18 protein-coding genes are annotated in these 16,053 nt (G+C 40.7%); 14 read left to right on the forward strand and 4 right to left on the reverse strand.

From position 1 onward, the window contains the following. Together CWC04_RS08650 and CWC04_RS08655 are read left to right on the forward strand one after the other, a co-directional pair. The gene (locus tag CWC04_RS08650) at positions 1-648 is read left to right on the forward strand and encodes an energy-coupling factor ABC transporter permease (RefSeq protein ID WP_138685156.1); all 648 of its coding nucleotides are present in this window, start codon (positions 1-3) and stop codon (positions 646-648) included. Further along, positions 645-1,445, forward strand: coding sequence for a putative RNA methyltransferase (locus CWC04_RS08655; RefSeq protein WP_138685157.1), 801 nt, complete (start codon positions 645-647; stop codon positions 1,443-1,445). The genes CWC04_RS08650 and CWC04_RS08655 overlap by 4 nt, the downstream gene beginning before the upstream one ends. Positions 1,446-1,577: 132 nt before the next feature. On the opposite strand, the gene yfbV is transcribed toward CWC04_RS08655, so the two are convergent. Then, the gene (yfbV, locus tag CWC04_RS08660; RefSeq protein WP_054982400.1) at positions 1,578-2,024 is read right to left on the reverse strand and encodes a terminus macrodomain insulation protein YfbV; all 447 of its coding nucleotides are present in this window, start codon (positions 2,022-2,024) and stop codon (positions 1,578-1,580) included. Positions 2,025-2,324: 300 nt separating this feature from the next. Between yfbV and CWC04_RS08665 the strand changes: the two genes are divergently transcribed. From CWC04_RS08665 to CWC04_RS08695, 7 genes are all read left to right on the forward strand, one after another. Continuing rightward, positions 2,325-3,539: an acetate kinase gene (locus CWC04_RS08665; RefSeq protein ID WP_138685213.1), complete on the forward strand. Its 1,215-nt coding sequence runs from the start codon at positions 2,325-2,327 to the stop codon at positions 3,537-3,539. A 2-nt stretch (positions 3,540-3,541) separates the two neighbouring features. Beyond that, positions 3,542-5,701, forward strand: coding sequence for a phosphate acetyltransferase (gene pta, locus CWC04_RS08670; protein ID WP_004587777.1), 2,160 nt, complete (start codon positions 3,542-3,544; stop codon positions 5,699-5,701). A gap of 226 nt (positions 5,702-5,927) precedes the next feature. After that, positions 5,928-6,317, forward strand: a complete 390-nt coding sequence (locus tag CWC04_RS08675) for an ACT domain-containing protein (RefSeq protein ID WP_004587776.1) — start codon at positions 5,928-5,930, stop codon at positions 6,315-6,317. Further along, a complete protein-coding gene (locus tag CWC04_RS08680) occupies positions 6,318-6,815 on the forward strand; it encodes a PTS glucose transporter subunit IIA (RefSeq protein WP_055019374.1) in 498 nt (165 codons plus the stop codon). A 4-nt stretch (positions 6,816-6,819) separates the two neighbouring features. Continuing rightward, positions 6,820-7,164 carry an ArsC family reductase gene (locus CWC04_RS08685; RefSeq protein WP_055019375.1) on the forward strand — a complete coding sequence of 115 codons (345 nt, stop codon included), beginning with the start codon at positions 6,820-6,822 and terminating at the stop codon, positions 7,162-7,164. Next, positions 7,164-8,294, forward strand: coding sequence for a succinyl-diaminopimelate desuccinylase (dapE, locus tag CWC04_RS08690; protein WP_055019376.1), 1,131 nt, complete (start codon positions 7,164-7,166; stop codon positions 8,292-8,294). The genes CWC04_RS08685 and dapE overlap by 1 nt, the downstream gene beginning before the upstream one ends. Then, positions 8,294-8,980 (forward strand): M15 family metallopeptidase, encoded by a 687-nt coding sequence (locus CWC04_RS08695; RefSeq protein ID WP_055019377.1) that lies wholly within the window; start codon positions 8,294-8,296, stop codon positions 8,978-8,980. The genes dapE and CWC04_RS08695 overlap by 1 nt, the downstream gene beginning before the upstream one ends. A 64-nt stretch (positions 8,981-9,044) precedes the next feature. On the opposite strand, the gene CWC04_RS08700 is transcribed toward CWC04_RS08695, so the two are convergent. Next, positions 9,045-9,917, reverse strand: a complete 873-nt coding sequence (locus tag CWC04_RS08700) for a DMT family transporter (RefSeq protein WP_024032669.1) — start codon at positions 9,915-9,917, stop codon at positions 9,045-9,047. A 381-nt stretch (positions 9,918-10,298) separates the two neighbouring features. Between CWC04_RS08700 and CWC04_RS08705 the strand changes: the two genes are divergently transcribed. The 4 genes from CWC04_RS08705 (at position 10,299) to CWC04_RS08720 (ending at position 13,409) form a co-directional block, all read left to right on the forward strand. Beyond that, positions 10,299-11,663: a COG3014 family protein gene (locus CWC04_RS08705; RefSeq protein ID WP_055019378.1), complete on the forward strand. Its 1,365-nt coding sequence runs from the start codon at positions 10,299-10,301 to the stop codon at positions 11,661-11,663. An 8-nt stretch (positions 11,664-11,671) separates the two neighbouring features. Then, positions 11,672-12,097 carry a YcfL family putative periplasmic lipoprotein gene (locus CWC04_RS08710; protein ID WP_024032667.1) on the forward strand — a complete coding sequence of 142 codons (426 nt, stop codon included), beginning with the start codon at positions 11,672-11,674 and terminating at the stop codon, positions 12,095-12,097. Between the two features lie 11 nt (positions 12,098-12,108). Continuing rightward, on the forward strand, positions 12,109-12,726 hold the full coding sequence (lpoB, locus tag CWC04_RS08715; protein ID WP_024032666.1) for a penicillin-binding protein activator LpoB: 618 nt from the start codon (positions 12,109-12,111) through the stop codon (positions 12,724-12,726). 215 nt (positions 12,727-12,941) lie between these two features. After that, positions 12,942-13,409 (forward strand): outer membrane lipoprotein, encoded by a 468-nt coding sequence (locus CWC04_RS08720; protein ID WP_004587767.1) that lies wholly within the window; start codon positions 12,942-12,944, stop codon positions 13,407-13,409. 84 nt (positions 13,410-13,493) lie between these two features. On the opposite strand, the gene CWC04_RS08725 is transcribed toward CWC04_RS08720, so the two are convergent. Next, positions 13,494-14,711, reverse strand: a complete 1,218-nt coding sequence (locus CWC04_RS08725; RefSeq protein WP_004587766.1) for a pyridoxal phosphate-dependent aminotransferase — start codon at positions 14,709-14,711, stop codon at positions 13,494-13,496. Positions 14,712-14,974: 263 nt separating this feature from the next. Beyond that, complete coding sequence (locus CWC04_RS08730; RefSeq protein ID WP_138685158.1) at positions 14,975-15,319, reverse strand: Hpt domain-containing protein; 345 nt, start codon at positions 15,317-15,319, stop codon at positions 14,975-14,977. Positions 15,320-15,456: 137 nt separating this feature from the next. Between CWC04_RS08730 and CWC04_RS08735 the strand changes: the two genes are divergently transcribed. Further along, positions 15,457-16,053 carry a tRNA-uridine aminocarboxypropyltransferase gene (locus CWC04_RS08735; RefSeq protein WP_138685159.1) on the forward strand — a complete coding sequence of 199 codons (597 nt, stop codon included), beginning with the start codon at positions 15,457-15,459 and terminating at the stop codon, positions 16,051-16,053.

Genomic DNA, 16,053 nt, shown 5'->3' on the forward strand with positions numbered 1-16,053 from the left:
ATGTTAACGCTTAAAATGCAAGGGCTACTTTGGGCCCTTGTTTTAATTATTACCTTTATAAGCGTAGAAAAAAATACCTATAAAGCACTTTATAAAACGCCTGCACGGCAAATAGGGGTACTTGCGTGTGCGTTAGTGTTTGCCATGTTATGGCAAATTAAAGCGGGTATTTTAAGCGGTCTTGATTTACACATTTTAGGTGTAACTGCCGCAACGCTAATTTTAGGGTGGCGCCTTGCTATTTTAAGTAGCCTACTGGCCAGTGCCCTATTGGCAGCTTTTGCAAGCATTGATCTTAATCTTTTGCCCATGCAAATACTGTTTGGTGCATTTATTCCTACATTATTAAGCTACCTTGGCTTTATAATGAGTTATCAGTATTTACCGCGTCACTTTTTTGTTTATATTTTTGTGTGCTCTTTTATATTGGCAGGCTTTATTGCATGTCTAAAAATAAGCTTAGGGGCTTTGTTTTATTTGCTTATAGGGCAATATAATTGGCAGGAATTGGCAGATAATTACGTATACTTAAGTGCTATCATTTGGTTTCCTGAGGCAATGCTCAACGGTATGGCCATTACGCTTTTGATCACTTATCGGCCACACTGGGTCAAAACTTTTTATGATAAGGACTACCTAGACTCATGAGTCTGCAATACCAATGCCCTTTATGTAACCACGCACTTTTAAAACATAATTCATCACTTCGATGTGACAATAATCACACCTTCGACTTTGCCAAAGAAGGCTATGTAAATTTACTACCGGTGCAACACAAAAACTCAAAGCAACCGGGTGATTCGCTCGAAATGGTACAAGCAAGGCGTTCTTTTTTAGAGCAAGGCTTTTACGCATTTTTACAGCGCGCATTAAGTAATATAATTAGTGAGCGCAAACCAAACGTGCTAATAGATTTAGGCTGCGGCGAAGGATTTTATACTCATGCCATTGCCGATAAAATAGAGGCGCAGGTATACGGCGTCGATATTTCTAAATCAGCCGTAAAATATGCAGCAAAGCGATACCCACAATGTCATTTTAGCGTTGCATCAATTAGCCAGGCGCCTTTTAAGTCAGGCACTGCTGACGTATTGCTGAGTGTTTTTGCGCCTTTGTTTGAGCAAGAGCTGGCGCGTTTAGCAGCGCCAAATGCCACATTAGTAGTTGCAAGCCCAGGGCCGTGGCATTTAAAAGAGCTGAAAGAATATATTTATGCAGATGTAGCAAAACACACTGAAATTGACACGCCAAGCGGCTTTATAAAAGCAGATCAAAAGCTCATTACAGAGCAGGTTACGCTTAATTTTTCAGATATTAAAAATTTAATAATGATGACACCATTTGCGTGGAAATTTAGACCTGAACATTGGCAAACTCTTGAAGAAAAAGGCGCCCAAAGCGTCACCCTATCGTTTTACATTACCGAGTTTAGTAAAGCCGATTGATGTTTTAATAACGAGTGTTAGTGAGGAAGTTACTGCCCGGCTATATTGAGTAAGCTCATATGCCAGGAGGAGTGTCAAAAATAAATGGAGCAAAGCGTGCGCTCTGCTCATACACTTACAGATAAACGCGCTCTAAAATTGCTCTTTAGTAAACGCTTTATCCATTTTATCAAACATGTCTTTTAATAAGTGTGCAAGCTCCATATAACGGGGCTTGTTTTCGCTTATTTGGGCTTGATAGCCATTTGCCACCATTTTGGTGTATAACTCGTTGTACCATTTTTGCATGCTCGGTTCTAATGGTGTTTCGGCTCGCTTACCTAACCAAAACAAGCCTTGCAACGGCAACGACAAAAAAAACAATGCACTGGCAATCGCTTGCGGTAAAAAATCGGGGCCTAAATAGTTAAGCTGAAAAAATAACGTTAGCATGGCTAATATTGGCATTACAGTAATTGCCAGCTCGGTTGCCTTAATTACTTTAAATTCGTTAAACAACGGTGCTAACTCTTTACGCATAGGCCACTTTTTAGCATATAACCTACCCGTTTGTAATTGTGACATCACACTTTTTTGCATCATGACTCCTCACATCTAAACTTTTAAACCCGTAGCGCCTGCTTGCCACTGCCTGTAAGTGTAACACAAATAAATAGCTTCACACTTTAGCAGTAAAAGTTATTGTTTTTGTATATATAAGCAACTAAACACTAAACTAAATTTATTAACTGGGTTAAAATACTCATCTTATAAATTAGACTTTAGTCGCTTTTTTATCACCTATATGGTGGCTAAGTTTACCTTTAATTTGCACCTTAAGTGTATTGTTCATATCTTAACGTACACTTACTAAATTTATTGTTTATGGAAACTGTATCTATGCCAACTACGCCCTCTAAATCACAACACGTTTTAGTATTAAACTGTGGTAGTTCGAGTTTAAAATTTGCCATTATTGATGCTGATAACGGGCATGAAATTATTTCGGGCTTAGCTGAACGCCTAGGTTCAGAAAATCCATCTATTAAATATAAATACCAAGGTGATAAAACCGTTATCAGCTTAGCTGCTAATCAAGCGCATGGTGAAGCCATTAATACGCTTGTGAGCCTAATTAAAGATCACCATTTAGATGAGCATTTAATTGCCGTAGGCCATCGTGTTGTTCACGGTGGTGAGCACTTTACTCAATCTGCATTAGTAGATGAAAAAGTCATTGCGGGTATTTCAGATGCTTCAAGCCTTGCCCCTTTACATGGCCATGCAAACTTACTGGGTATTTCATCAGCGCAGGCTTCGTTTGCTGGTTTGCCACAGGTTGCTGTTTTTGACACTGCATTTCATCAAACCATGGATAAAGTAGCCTACTTATATGCACTCCCTTACAAGCTATACACAGAGCACGGTGTTCGCCGTTACGGTATGCACGGCACTAGCCACTATTATGTAGCAGGCCAAACCGCTAAATTAATTAATAAGCCTGTTGAGCAAAGCAATTTTATTAGTGCGCATTTAGGTAATGGTTGTTCTGTGTGTGCAATTAAAGGCGGTAAAAGTGTAGATACTAGCATGGGCTTAACCCCGCTTGCTGGGTTAGTAATGGGCACCCGCAGTGGTGATATCGACCCTGGTTTATTTAACTTTTTAACAACACAACTTAATTATGATGCAAAACAAATCGACAACTTACTTAATAAAGAAAGTGGTTTGTTAGGTATTAGTGAACTGTCTAACGACTGCAGAACCATAGAAGAAGCTGCTGTAGCTGGCCATGAAAAAGCCGCCCTTGCACTTGACATTTTTTGCTACCGCCTTGCTAAACAAATTGCCGCCTACATGGTGCCATTACAGCAGTTAGATGCGCTTATTTTTACCGGTGGTATAGGCGAAAACTCAGATATTATCCGCGAAAAAGTAATTACACAACTAACGTTTTTAGGCTTAGATTGCGATAAACAAGCCAACTTAGATGCGCGATTTGGTAATGAAGGCATTATTAGCTCTGACAACGCGACCACTAAAGCGGTTGTAATGCCAACTAATGAAGAATGGGTAATTGCCCTTGATGCCGCTAACATTGTGAAGGAGCTTTAATTATGGCACGTCGTATTATGTTAATTCCGGTTTCTACGGGTGTTGGTTTAACATCTGTTTCTGTCGGGTTAGTGCGTGCGCTTGAGCAAAAAACCGTGAAAGTTAACTTTTTCAAGCCAATTGCCCAGCCACGTACGGGTGAAACAGGCCCTGAAAAATCAACTCAAATTATTATGCAAGGCTCATCAATTACCCCACCAACTCCCTTTGCATTAAGCTATGCAGAGCAAATGATTGGCGATGGTAAAGGCGATGATTTACTTGAAGAAATAGTAGAGCGCTTTGAAAGTAAAATTAACGATGACGAAGTGGCTATTATTGAAGGTATGGTGCCTACTCGCCGCCAACCTTATGCCGGGCGTGTAAACCGCGAAATAGCCCAAACTCTGGGTGCCGATATTGTATTTGTATTAACCCCTGGTAATTACACCATTACGCAAATTGAAGACCGTTTAGAAATTGCTGCTGGGTATTATGGTGGCATTGATCACCCGCGTGTTTTAGGCTGTATTTTTAACAAAGTGAATGCCCCGCTTGATGAAGAAGGCCGCGCCCGCGCTGATTTGGTCGATTCATACAAAGCAGAAGAGCTTGATAACGAATTAAACCGTTTAGCTTCTTTACCTATTTTTAGAAAAAACCCATTTATGCTGTTAGGCGCCATCCCGTGGGACTTTGATTTAGTTGCGCCGCGCGTTAAAGATTTAAGCGCGTATTTAAAAGCCACCATAATTAACGAAGGCGACATGCTACACCGTCGCTTACGCCGTATTACGTTTTGTGCGCGTACCGTATCAAACATTTTGAACCACTTTACACCGGGCGCATTATTAGTCACCCCAGGCGATCGTTCAGATATTTTAGTCGCTGCGTGTTTGTCGGCCATGAACGGCACTAAAATTGGTGCTATTTTACTTACCGGTGGTTTTGAACCAGAGCCGCGTATAATGGCGCTGTGTGAACAAGCAATGCAAACAGGCTTGCCTATTTTAGCCACAGAGGCCGATACTTGGCGTACATCATTACTACTGCATAATTTTAATATGGAAGTACCAAGCGATGATGACCAACGTATTGAAAAAGTAAAAGATCACAACGCAGAATATATCGATTCTGATTGGCTTGATACGCTTGCAAAAAATGTTGGCAAAACACGTAAGCTCTCACCTCCTGCGTTTCGTTATTTACTTACAGATAAAGCCCGTAAAGCGGCTAAAACAGTGGTACTTCCTGAAGGAAATGAGCCGCGTACTATTAAAGCCGCGGCTATTTGTGGACAACGTGGTATTGCAAAAACAGTATTACTTGGCGATCGCGATGAAATAATGCGTATTGCCGAGCAACAAGGTATTGAGCTTAACGAACATGTAAGTATTGTTGAGCCAAAATCGGTGATTAACGACTATGTTGCACCTATGGTCGAAATTCGTAAAAGTAAAGGCTTAACAGAAGTCGTAGCACAAGAGCAATTACAAGATAATGTTGTACTGGGCACTATGATGCTTGAGCAAGGTAAAGTCGATGGCTTAGTATCTGGCGCTGTTAACACAACAGCTAATACAATTCGCCCACCGCTGCAGTTAATTAAAACCGCACCAGGGTCATCACTTGTATCGTCTGTGTTTTTTATGCTGCTGCCCGACCAAGTACTGGTATACGGCGATTGTGCAATTAACCCCGACCCTAATGCAGAACAATTAGCAGATATCGCTATTCAGTCAGCCGATTCTGCAGCCGCGTTTGGCATAGAGCCACGTGTTGCCATGATAAGCTACAGCACAGGTACTTCTGGCTCTGGCGCCGATGTTGAAAAAGTGCGTGAAGCCACGCAAATTGCTCAACAAAAACGTCCAGATTTAATTATTGATGGGCCATTGCAATACGACGCTGCGATTATGGAAAATGTTGCTCTTAAAAAAGCACCAAATAGCCCAGTAGCCGGTAAAGCTACGGTATTTATTTTCCCAGACCTTAATACCGGTAACACTACCTACAAAGCCGTACAGCGTAGTGCCGATTTAATCAGCATAGGGCCTATGCTACAAGGTATGCGAAAGCCCGTTAACGATTTAAGCCGTGGCGCATTAGTCGATGACATAGTGTACACCATTGCACTTACGGCTATTCAAGCAGCTCAAGTTGAAGCGCTCGAAAACGCCTAAATCAAACTAGTGCTTTTTATAGCCTAGCTAATATTTATTTATTAATTAGTTAGTTAGGCTATTTATACCTACCAATTCCCATACTTATCCACAGAAATTGTGGGTAAGTTTTAAATCCTTATTACCCACAGCCACACAGCCTTTATTTTAGTGGCTGTTACACCTTTAATTTAAAGCCAATAATCTATACTATTAACTGACTCTATACGCTGTTTGCAGGTTATTAATGTCAAAACAAACATTACAATTACACAGCACGCTGTTGTCAATTCATAGTCTAGAAGTGGATGCGGACATTCCTGTAGCGCTATTAAAATTACCCCTATTTTTTATTTCTAAAACTCACGATGAGCTTTCTATTGTTTGCCCTAGTCATTTTGCTATTGAGTGTTTAGATACAGAGCCTGATTGGCAAGCACTTGAAGTGGTTGGCCCGTTGGGGTTTTCTTTAACGGGGATTATGGCCAATATATCTGGCGTGCTTGCAAAGGCTAATATTTCTATTTTTTCCATCTCAACCTACGACACAGATTATATTTTGGTAAAAAAACACACTGCGCAGCAAGCCATCACTGCACTTAAAAACGATGGCTACAATTTAGTAGTAGATCAATAAATGAGAGCAGCCTCTATCGAGTTTTTAGCGCAAAATAAGCTCCCCGCCAGCGCATTAAAAATTACCAGCCCCTTTAGCGGCAAAGTCATTGATTTAAACCAACACCCTGAGCCCTTTTTTAAATTTTCTACCCTTGGGCCAACTATGTTGGTTGCACTAAGTAATCATAAAATTTTAGCGCCCTTTGATGGCACTTTAGTGCAGGTTAAAAATGCAGGATGTGAATTTATTCTCCAAGCAAATAACGGTTTAAAGGTTCTCATTAACTTGTCACTACCGGCGCAGCAGCCTATTACACACACACATATTGCACAGCTAAATGGCAGCAAAATAAGTAAAGGGCAGCGCTTAGCTTACTTTGATTTACGCGAACTTAAATCGCCCTTACTAGCCAGCTTGGTGCTATTAAATGGCCATAACTTAGGCACTTTTCATTATTCACACACGCAAGTAAATGCGGGTGTAGACCCCCTTTTAACTATTATTAAGAAGAACTAAACCTATGATCACTCTTTACGGCATTAGTAATTGCGACACCATTAAAAAAGCCAAAAAATACCTCGCCGACAACAACATAGATTTTACCTTTCACGATTACCGAAAAGACGGTGTAAACGAGCAGCTTGTAAGCGAATTTGCTGAGCATATTGACTGGGAGCAATTAGTTAATAAGCGTGGCACAACCTATCGTGCACTCTGTGATGAGCAAAAGCAAAACCTAAGCAAAGACACTGCTATAACATTACTTGTAGAGCAACCAGCTATGATCAAGCGCCCAGTGCTTGTTAATGACAACAGCTACCACTTAGGCTTTAAAGCTGCGCAATACGATGAGATATTTAAATAATGACACATGAAGTAATTGCACTTGCACAAGCGCTTATTCAGCGCGAGTCGGTAACCCCTGAAGATGCGGGTTGCCAATCAATGATGAACGAGCGTTTAAAAGCCCTAGGCTTTAATATTGAGTCGTTATTTTTTACCGATACACTCAATACATGGGCCCGAAAAGGAAACCAGTCGCCACACTTTTGTTTTGCTGGTCATACCGATGTAGTCCCTACAGGACCTGCACAAAACTGGCAGCACCCGCCATTTTCAGGCTTAATTGAAGATGGTTTGCTGCATGGCCGAGGCGCAGCTGATATGAAGGGCTCTCTGGCGGCAATGCTTGTTGCTACTGAGCGCTTTGTGGCTAAAAACCCTGATCATAAAGGCTCTATCTCATTTTTAATTACCTCCGATGAAGAAGGCCCCTTTATCAACGGCACAACCAAAGTAATAGACACGCTTGAAGCACGTGGTGAAAAAATTGATATGTGCTTAGTGGGTGAGCCTTCATCGCGAGATGTACTCGGTGATGTAGTAAAAAATGGCCGTCGTGGCTCCCTTACTGGCTTTTTAAAAGTAAAAGGTGTGCAAGGCCATGTAGCCTACCCCCACTTAGCACAAAACCCAATTCATTTGGCTGCCCCCGCCATTACTGAACTTAGCCAAACCGTGTGGGACAACGGCAATGAATTTTTCCCTGCAACCAGCTTCCAGGTATCAAATATAAATGGTGGCACGGGGGCCGGGAATGTCATACCGGGCGAGCTTGAGGTGCAATTTAATTTTAGATTTAGTACCGAAGTAACTCATCAGCAATTACAAGAACGGGTTAATGCTATTTTACAAACGCATGACTTAAACTACGAATTAAGCTGGATAGTAAACGGCTTGCCGTTTATAACCGAGCATGGCCCATTAGTTGATGCCACCGTAAATGCGATTAAATCTGTCACGGGCTTAACCACTAACCTCGAAACCACCGGGGGTACATCAGATGGGCGCTTTATAGCGCAAACAGGCGCAAAAGTGATTGAACTAGGCCCGAACAACGCCACTATTCATAAAGTAGATGAATGTGTAAGCACCGATGATTTAATCGCTTTAGCTGATATTTACGAGCAAATTTTAGAGCAACTGTTAACCTAATGGCACTCGATACCAATACATTAGCAATGTGTATCACTGGGCAAAGTGATACACATCTCACTGAGATTCAATCGCATCGGTTACATACTGATATTATTGATGACTTTTTAGCCCTGCAAAATGGCGCTAAAAACGCTGGTTTTGAGCTGACTATTGCCTCAAGTTTTCGCGATTTTAATCGCCAAGCCATGATTTGGAATAACAAGTTTTTAGGTATACGCCCTGTTTTTAATAAACAGCAACAGATAGTGGATTTAAGCCAACTAAATGAGCTGGAAAAATGCACGGCTATTATGCTCTACTCTGCCTTGCCAGGTGCTAGTCGGCATCATTTAGGTACCGACCTTGATGTGTATGATACCGCTGCAATTAACGATGACTATAAGCTGCAACTTATCCCTGATGAATATCAACATGGGGGACCATTTGCGCCACTCAGCCAGTGGCTTGATAAAAATCTAGCTAAATATGGTTTTTATCGCCCCTACAAACAGGATCTAGGCGGCGTAGCACCTGAACTTTGGCATATTAGCCATATTAAGCAATCTCAGCGGTTAGTAAACACATTAAGCGAAGCGATGCTTTACGAATGTATAAGCAATAGCGATTTAGAGGGTAAGTCAGCCATTTTAGATAATTTACCCGCGCTATATAAACGTTTTATAACAAATGTAAGCCCGCCTTAATAGTGGGCTTTTAGTCATTTAAAAAGCCATCAGTACTGATAAAACGTGGCAACTTTTATTGGCATTACCGCGCTGTATGCTTATTTAATATAAACACCAATACCGAGCCAAGTATTAGTGAGCTTGCAATAATAAACTCCACTGTTACCTGCTCAGATAAAAACAACATACCTGCAATAGCAGCTAGTACAGGCACACATAACTGTACAACCGCCGCTTGCGTGCTTTTTAGTAGCGGCATGGCCACATACCAAATACTGTAACCAATGCCTGATGCAATTGCGCCCGAGGCGCACGCTAGTAACACCCCTTGCATACTTACTGTTTTTAAATAGCCTATTGCTACAAGTAATAAAACAGGAATAGCCACTAAGCTTCTTATAAAGTTAAAGGCGGTGGTCCGCAGCGGCGATACACATGCTTTACCACGTATACTGTAAACGCCCCATGCAACACCACTTAACGCCATAAGCGATGCCCCTAACAAAGAAGGCACAGCAGCAGAGGGCAACATTAAATACACAAATCCAGCTAACGCGACAAAAAAAGCCCCCCACTGCAATTTACTCAGCTGCTCTTTTTTATATATGCCCCAACCAATCATGGTAAGTTGCACCGCCGAAAATAAAATAAGCGCACCGGTGCCTGTATCTAGCTCTATATAAGCAATAGAAAAACAAAGTGCATATACCAATAAACTAATACTGCTTCGCCAACTTCCGGTATCACTTAAAATAGCATTATTAAGCGCGCCCTTACGCTTAAGGTTATACGTATATACAGCCATAATTAAGCCTAAACACACGGCACCACTTACGAGCCTGATAATTGTAAAATTCCACGCATCAATATAACCTTGCGCTAACGCCATACGGCAAAGTAAAGAATTTGCCGCAAAGGCTATTAATGCAACGAGGGTGTATAAAGTGGCTTTCAAAATCGCTCCTTAACTAAAACCTTATAATGAGATGCTTTAAATTGGCTTGCACAGTCAGCTCTGTATTTAAACAGCTGAGCCATTTAAATGTAAAGCGGCATTGTTGTAATTACTCTAATCTTATTCGCAGCATTATAACTTTATATACTGCTAAATTGCTGGAATTACGCGTCTACCCTCTGGTATTCACAAGCTATTCATGATGATTTGCCTACCTTAAATACACGTAATTTAACTAACGCGCGCTGACCTTAGGGAGAATAACTTTCAATCTTCACAGTCTATATGCCCTAAAGTAGGCTACGCTTTTTTACACTATTTCACACAAATCCAAAACCAGAGTATGTTAATCTTTAAAACCTAACTATATAGGAGTGCTCAGTGCGCCAAAGTATAATTTTAAGTGTTTGTTTTATATTAAGTGGATGCAGCACCATAGGCTTTAATGATTTATTTAACGACTATGCAAGCCAAATGACGTCTGTAAGAAACGCAATTAAAAATAACAATATTGAACAGGCTCAATCACTTATTGCCAACAATAGTAAGTTACACAGTAGCTATTTACTTAACCAATTAGAGCAAGCCCGTTTAAAAGACCTTGCTAACGAGCAAAGTCTTTCACAGCAACAATTTGAAAACGTATACGCCCAGGTACAAACAAAACAAGAAGCAGCAAAAATTCAATTAAGTGCAGGGCTTGAACAAAGTAACGCCTTATTTACTAACGACTCTGCCATTACCTATGTACCACCGGCATATGAAATGAGCATGCTACATAGCTACAAAGCACTTAATTATGTATACAACAGTGATTTAGAAGGCGCCTTGGTTGAAATACGTCGCGCTAACAAAGTACAAGTCGATGCGCTTGCAGATAATCAAACACAAATAAACGACACAATAGAGCAAGCACAACAGCATTACCCAAGTATGAGTAATGTGACACGCGGTATTAAAAATGGTTTTCAAAATGCCTTTACGTTTTATTTATCTGCACTGTTGTACCAAAGTGATAAACAATACGATGATGCCTACATTGATTATAAAAAAGCATTAGAGATTCAACCTGATAATCACTACTTACAGCAAGATGTAATGCGATTAGCTAAAAAGCAAGGTTTTAACCAAGATTTAGAAGAGTTTGAGCGTCGCTTTAGCCCATTAAAGCCCCTTCGTGCTAATCACGGTGAAGTGGTTATATTGGTTGAACAAGGCTTAGTGCCTAAACAAGATGAATTTAAATTACGCTTGCCTATTTATACCTCAGGTGGCGATGCGCGTTTTTACAGTTTAGCAATGCCGGTTTATAAAGATAATGCGTTTATAGCTAACATTAATGGCGTAAATATAGGTTCGCAAAATTTAGAGCTAAACCCGTTAGTGCATATAGAAGCATTAGCGGCTAAAACATTAGAGCAACAAATACCGGCTCGCGTATCTAGGCAAGTATTACGCTTGGTAGCCAAAGAAAAAGTGCGCGCAGAGCTTGCACGTAGCACAGGCGATGTAGGCAATATTATTGCTAATATTTATAATTTGGCGTCTGAACAGGCTGATACACGCAGTTGGCTTACTTTACCTAATCAAATAAGCATGGCACGTAGCAGTTTAAATGCAGGGTCGCATACACTTTTAATAGGCAACCATGCGCCTATTAATTTTACCGTTAGTAAGCAAGGGTTAACCTTAATTTACCTAACCTCTATTAATAACTATTTTAACTACCATGTGGTTCAACTCTAGGAGTCATCATGAAATATACTTTGCCATTAGTGGCTGCATTAATGCTTGGGGCATGTGCAAGCCAACCTGATACATCAGGCATTTCGGTTGAGCAAAGCAAAAATACATTTAACGAGCAGTTACATGTTGATAATCCTGCTCTAGGTGAAAAGCTTGCCATTACCGATGTTAAAACACGCCAAACAAACCAGTTAACCGACGTGGTAGTAACACTAAGCAGCCAATATAAAAAGTCGCAATATTTACAGTATCAGTTTAATTGGTACGACAAAGACGGGTTTGTAATTAAAGGAAACCACTCACCTTGGCAAGCCTTAACACTGTTTGGTTTTTCTAAAACACAATTACCCGGCTTAGCGCCAACACCGGATGCGGTTACATTTTCGCTCGCTGTAAGAGAAGTGTCTACCGACGCACAAGAATTTAAAGAATAAGGGTTATAAAGATGATCACTACACAATTTAAAACGTTATCGAGTTATGCAGTTATTGGCCTCAGCGCACTCATTTTAAGCGGTTGTGCCAATAAAGCCGTAGTTAGTTATGGCGACGCGCAAGCAGTAGAAACCACCGATATAAACTTTGGCTCTACCGATTTACAAAAAGTAGCCAGCCAAATGACCGACTCACTACTTAGCTCGCCGGTTATTGGCACAATGACCCAAAACAAACGCCCTGTGGTATTTGTTGAGCGCATTAAAAATAAAACCAGTGAACACATAGACACTGAATCTATTACCGACTCAATCTCTACGCAACTATTGCGCAGCGGTAAGTTTCGTTTTGTTGACATGACCCGTGTTGAATCAGTACGTGAGCAGCTTAACTTTCAAAACGAAGATGCCCTTGTAAACCCTGCCACCGCAGTTGCCTTTGGTAAACAAATTGGTGCGCAATACATGTTGTACGGCAACTTATCGAGCATTGTTAAATCAAATGCTGATAAATCAGATGTGTATTACAAATTTACAATGCGCTTGATGGATATGCAAAGCGGCCTAGTAGAGTGGGCAGACGAAACTGAAATTCGTAAAACGAAAGAAAAATCGACATTTGGTTGGTAATAATACCAATTCGCTTAATTAACTGATCTATTTTGAGGCGGAATAAACGCGTTGATAGCTAGGAAAAATTGCTATTTATTTGTTTTAAATGATAATTTTTAACGCCGGTAGTGACACGTTTAGCCCAAAAATATTTAAGTATTTTTGCGCATTGGTATACATTTCCACGCAAAGGCAAAAATATTGCCTTTGCGTAACACCAATAGGAGACACCTATGAAAGCCTTAACTATAGCAATGTGTGCATTGCTTACACTCAGTGCACCAAGTTTTGCTAACTATGAGCGAAACAAAGCCGTGCCTGTACAACAGGTTTTATTTGGCGATGTAAAATCTGTACGTAAAATTACCGAACAAGAGCTTGTGCAAGACAAAAACAATGGCTGGAAAACCTTTGGCGGCGCTCTACTCGGGGGGGTTGTCGGTAATCAATTTGGTGGTGGGAGCGGTCGTACCGTCGCTACTATTTTAGGCTCAGTCATTGGCGGAAGCGTGGCGCATAATAATCAGCAAAAAAGCTATTATAAGCAAACACACCTAGTAGAGTTATTGATTCAGGTAGAAAACGGCGATCAATACATGGTGGTACAAGACCAAGACCAGTCAATGCGCTTTAGTAAAGGTGATAACGTACGGTTGGTCTATTTAAGTGATAATACCGTAAGAGTTGACCGCGCGTACTAACAGCCCGTATCAGCAGTATCGCGTAAATAAAAAACGAGCTATTTAAGCTCGTTTTTTATTTTACAGCGCATTAGTTGGAATTAACTAAACTTGGCGATAGTCTTTAAAAAAGCGCTGCATTTTAAGCATCGCACTCGATAAATCGTCTTTGTTAGGTAAAAACACTAACCTAAAGTGATCAGGCTCTGGCCAATTAAATGCACGCCCATGCACTAATAATATTTTTTCTGCTTTTAGTAAATCAAACATCATTTTTTCATCATCAGTGACATTAAAATGAGCCGTATCTACCTTAGCAAACGCGTAAAGCGCCCCCTTTGGCTTTTTACAGCTTATCCCTTCAATAGCATTAAGCCCACGCCAAGCAATATCGCGCTGAACATATAATCGCCCGCCTGGGTCGATTAAGCTATCTATTGATTGCACGCCCCCTAGCGCTTGTTGTATCGCATACTGGGCGGGTACATTGGCACACAAACGCATAGACGATAAAATATCTAGCCCTTTGCGTAAATCTTCCATTGCTGAGGTGCGCCCGCTTAGTACCATCCAGCCCATTCGAATACCTGCCGCACGGTAGGTTTTAGCTAAGCCATTAAAGGTAATAATGGGCACATCATCGCATAGCGCACCAATTGAGGTGTGAGTGATGCCATCGTATAAAATCTTTTCGTAAATTTCATCGCTAAGCAATAACAGCTTATGCTCGCGCGCCACATTAATTAACTCTAAAAGTAAATCGTCACTATAAACCGCGCCGGTTGGGTTATTAGGGTTAATTAGTACAAGCGCTTTTGTTTTAGATGTAATTTTACTTTTTATATCAGCAATATCTGGAAACCAGTCTTGCTCTTCATCACATAAATAATGAACAGGGTTGCCCCCTGCTAATTTAACTGACGCGGTCCACAGTGGGTAATCAGGCGCTGGAATAAGCACTTCATCATCGTTATTTAATAACGCTTGGGTGATCATTTGAATAAGCTCGCTCACCCCATTACCAATATAAATATTATCTACATCTAGGTTATGCAAACCTCGTTGCTGGTAATGCTGATAAACCGCTACACGGGCTGAATATAGCCCCTTTGAGTCGCAGTAGCCTTGGGCCGAATACAAATTACGAATAATATCGCGGTGCATGTCCTCCGGCATATCAAAACCAAACGCCGCAGGGTTACCAATATTAAGCTTTAGTACCTTTTGACCTTCGTCTTCCATTTTTTTGGCTTGCGCTAAAACCGGTCCACGAATGTCATAACATACACCTTCTAATTTGTGACTCTTTTTAATATCTGACATTTTTACCTCTTTGGGGCGAACTGGCTTTATGGAAAAAAATAATTAACTAGGAGTGGGTTTGTTCAATGCGAGGGTTATAACCTAACGGGCTCGGTAAAATTGTGTTACTAGCCCAAGGGTGGCCCTTGGGCAATGCGTGATCAAATTTATTATCGAGAGGCCAAACACGCCCTAGTAAAGTCTAAGACTACCCTAGTAAAGGCGTAAAATGCCAGCGTAATTAGTTGCTTAATACTGAAATAAATTCACGTTAACAAATAAAGTTAATTAGACTCTACCCACGCTCTTAATTGGGCCTGCGAACCACTTACTTGCGCCAATAAATCTGTAGATGCCGTAGCAGCTTGCGCTAAGTTATCTTGATTTAGATTAAGTTCAATATCACGGGCTACATCAGATAAACTCGTGGCACCAAACTGTGCCGCGTTCGACTTTAAACTATGGGCATGACGAATCGCCGCTTCTTTATCGTTACCAATGGTTGCAATTACTTCATTACCAAGGCGCTCAAATTCACTGCAGCAAAATTCAAGTGTATCTTTAAACTGCTCACCAAGTAACGACTGCATACTTTCTAGAGCAGCCTCATCTATTTGTACTTCTGTCATATTTTAAGCCCTTCTAAACATTCCGTGTCATTTTATAATTAATAGTATTACTGTATATCTATGCGTAAAAAAATCCAACTTTATTACTTTATAAATGTATAATTATCAAAATACACTCGCAATAAAAAGTTTAATTAATGACTCGCCAAGTTTGTGAACGCTGTTTGTTTACGCCCTCTACCTGTATATGCGGGGCCATTAAACGTTTAACAAATAAAGTTAGCGTGGTTATTCTACAACACCCCAGTGAAGAAAAAATAGCGAAAAACACGGCAAAATTGCTTAATTTGAGCCTAACTGACTGCAAAATAATCAAAGGGGAAAATAACACCGACTTTGCCATGCTCAACTCTTTACCTGTTAAGTCCACGGTGCTGCTCTACCCTAATGAGGACGCCACCTACTTAGATGATACAAACCCAAAGCCAGCCTTAAGTAACATTACGCATTTAATCGTGATTGATGGCACCTGGAAAAAAGCCTATAAAATTTTGCAGCTGACCCCGCTACTCACTAAATTTAAAACAGTGAGCTTTAAGCAGTTACCGCAAAACCGTTACGCTATTAGAAAAGCTCCCAGAGCCGACAGTCTCTCTACGCTTGAGGCCGTTGCACATAGTTTGTTGTTAATAGAGCAGCTAAACCCTGCTCCACTTTACAATTTATTAGATGAATTAATACAAAAACAAACCCAACACATGCCCGAACACGTAAAAGCACGTTACTTAAATTAG

Source organism: Pseudoalteromonas sp. S2893 (genome assembly GCF_005887105.1).
GTDB lineage: Bacteria > Pseudomonadota > Gammaproteobacteria > Enterobacterales > Alteromonadaceae > Pseudoalteromonas > Pseudoalteromonas atlantica.

Coding starts and splice junctions, on each gene's coding strand:
- lpoB (WP_024032666.1), top strand. CDS start 12,109: ATGATCACTACACAATTTAAAACGTTATCGAGTTATGCAGTTATTGGC.
- CWC04_RS08735 (WP_138685159.1), top strand. CDS start 15,457: ATGACTCGCCAAGTTTGTGAACGCTGTTTGTTTACGCCCTCTACCTGT.
- CWC04_RS08655 (WP_138685157.1), top strand. CDS start 645: ATGAGTCTGCAATACCAATGCCCTTTATGTAACCACGCACTTTTAAAA.
- CWC04_RS08680 (WP_055019374.1), top strand. CDS start 6,318: ATGAGAGCAGCCTCTATCGAGTTTTTAGCGCAAAATAAGCTCCCCGCC.
- yfbV (WP_054982400.1), bottom strand. CDS start 2,024: ATGCAAAAAAGTGTGATGTCACAATTACAAACGGGTAGGTTATATGCT.
- CWC04_RS08695 (WP_055019377.1), top strand. CDS start 8,294: ATGGCACTCGATACCAATACATTAGCAATGTGTATCACTGGGCAAAGT.
- CWC04_RS08720 (WP_004587767.1), top strand. CDS start 12,942: ATGAAAGCCTTAACTATAGCAATGTGTGCATTGCTTACACTCAGTGCA.
- CWC04_RS08710 (WP_024032667.1), top strand. CDS start 11,672: ATGAAATATACTTTGCCATTAGTGGCTGCATTAATGCTTGGGGCATGT.
- CWC04_RS08725 (WP_004587766.1), bottom strand. CDS start 14,711: ATGTCAGATATTAAAAAGAGTCACAAATTAGAAGGTGTATGTTATGAC.
- pta (WP_004587777.1), top strand. CDS start 3,542: ATGGCACGTCGTATTATGTTAATTCCGGTTTCTACGGGTGTTGGTTTA.
- dapE (WP_055019376.1), top strand. CDS start 7,164: ATGACACATGAAGTAATTGCACTTGCACAAGCGCTTATTCAGCGCGAG.
- CWC04_RS08650 (WP_138685156.1), top strand. CDS start 1: ATGTTAACGCTTAAAATGCAAGGGCTACTTTGGGCCCTTGTTTTAATT.
- CWC04_RS08675 (WP_004587776.1), top strand. CDS start 5,928: ATGTCAAAACAAACATTACAATTACACAGCACGCTGTTGTCAATTCAT.
- CWC04_RS08685 (WP_055019375.1), top strand. CDS start 6,820: ATGATCACTCTTTACGGCATTAGTAATTGCGACACCATTAAAAAAGCC.
- CWC04_RS08730 (WP_138685158.1), bottom strand. CDS start 15,319: ATGACAGAAGTACAAATAGATGAGGCTGCTCTAGAAAGTATGCAGTCG.
- CWC04_RS08665 (WP_138685213.1), top strand. CDS start 2,325: ATGCCAACTACGCCCTCTAAATCACAACACGTTTTAGTATTAAACTGT.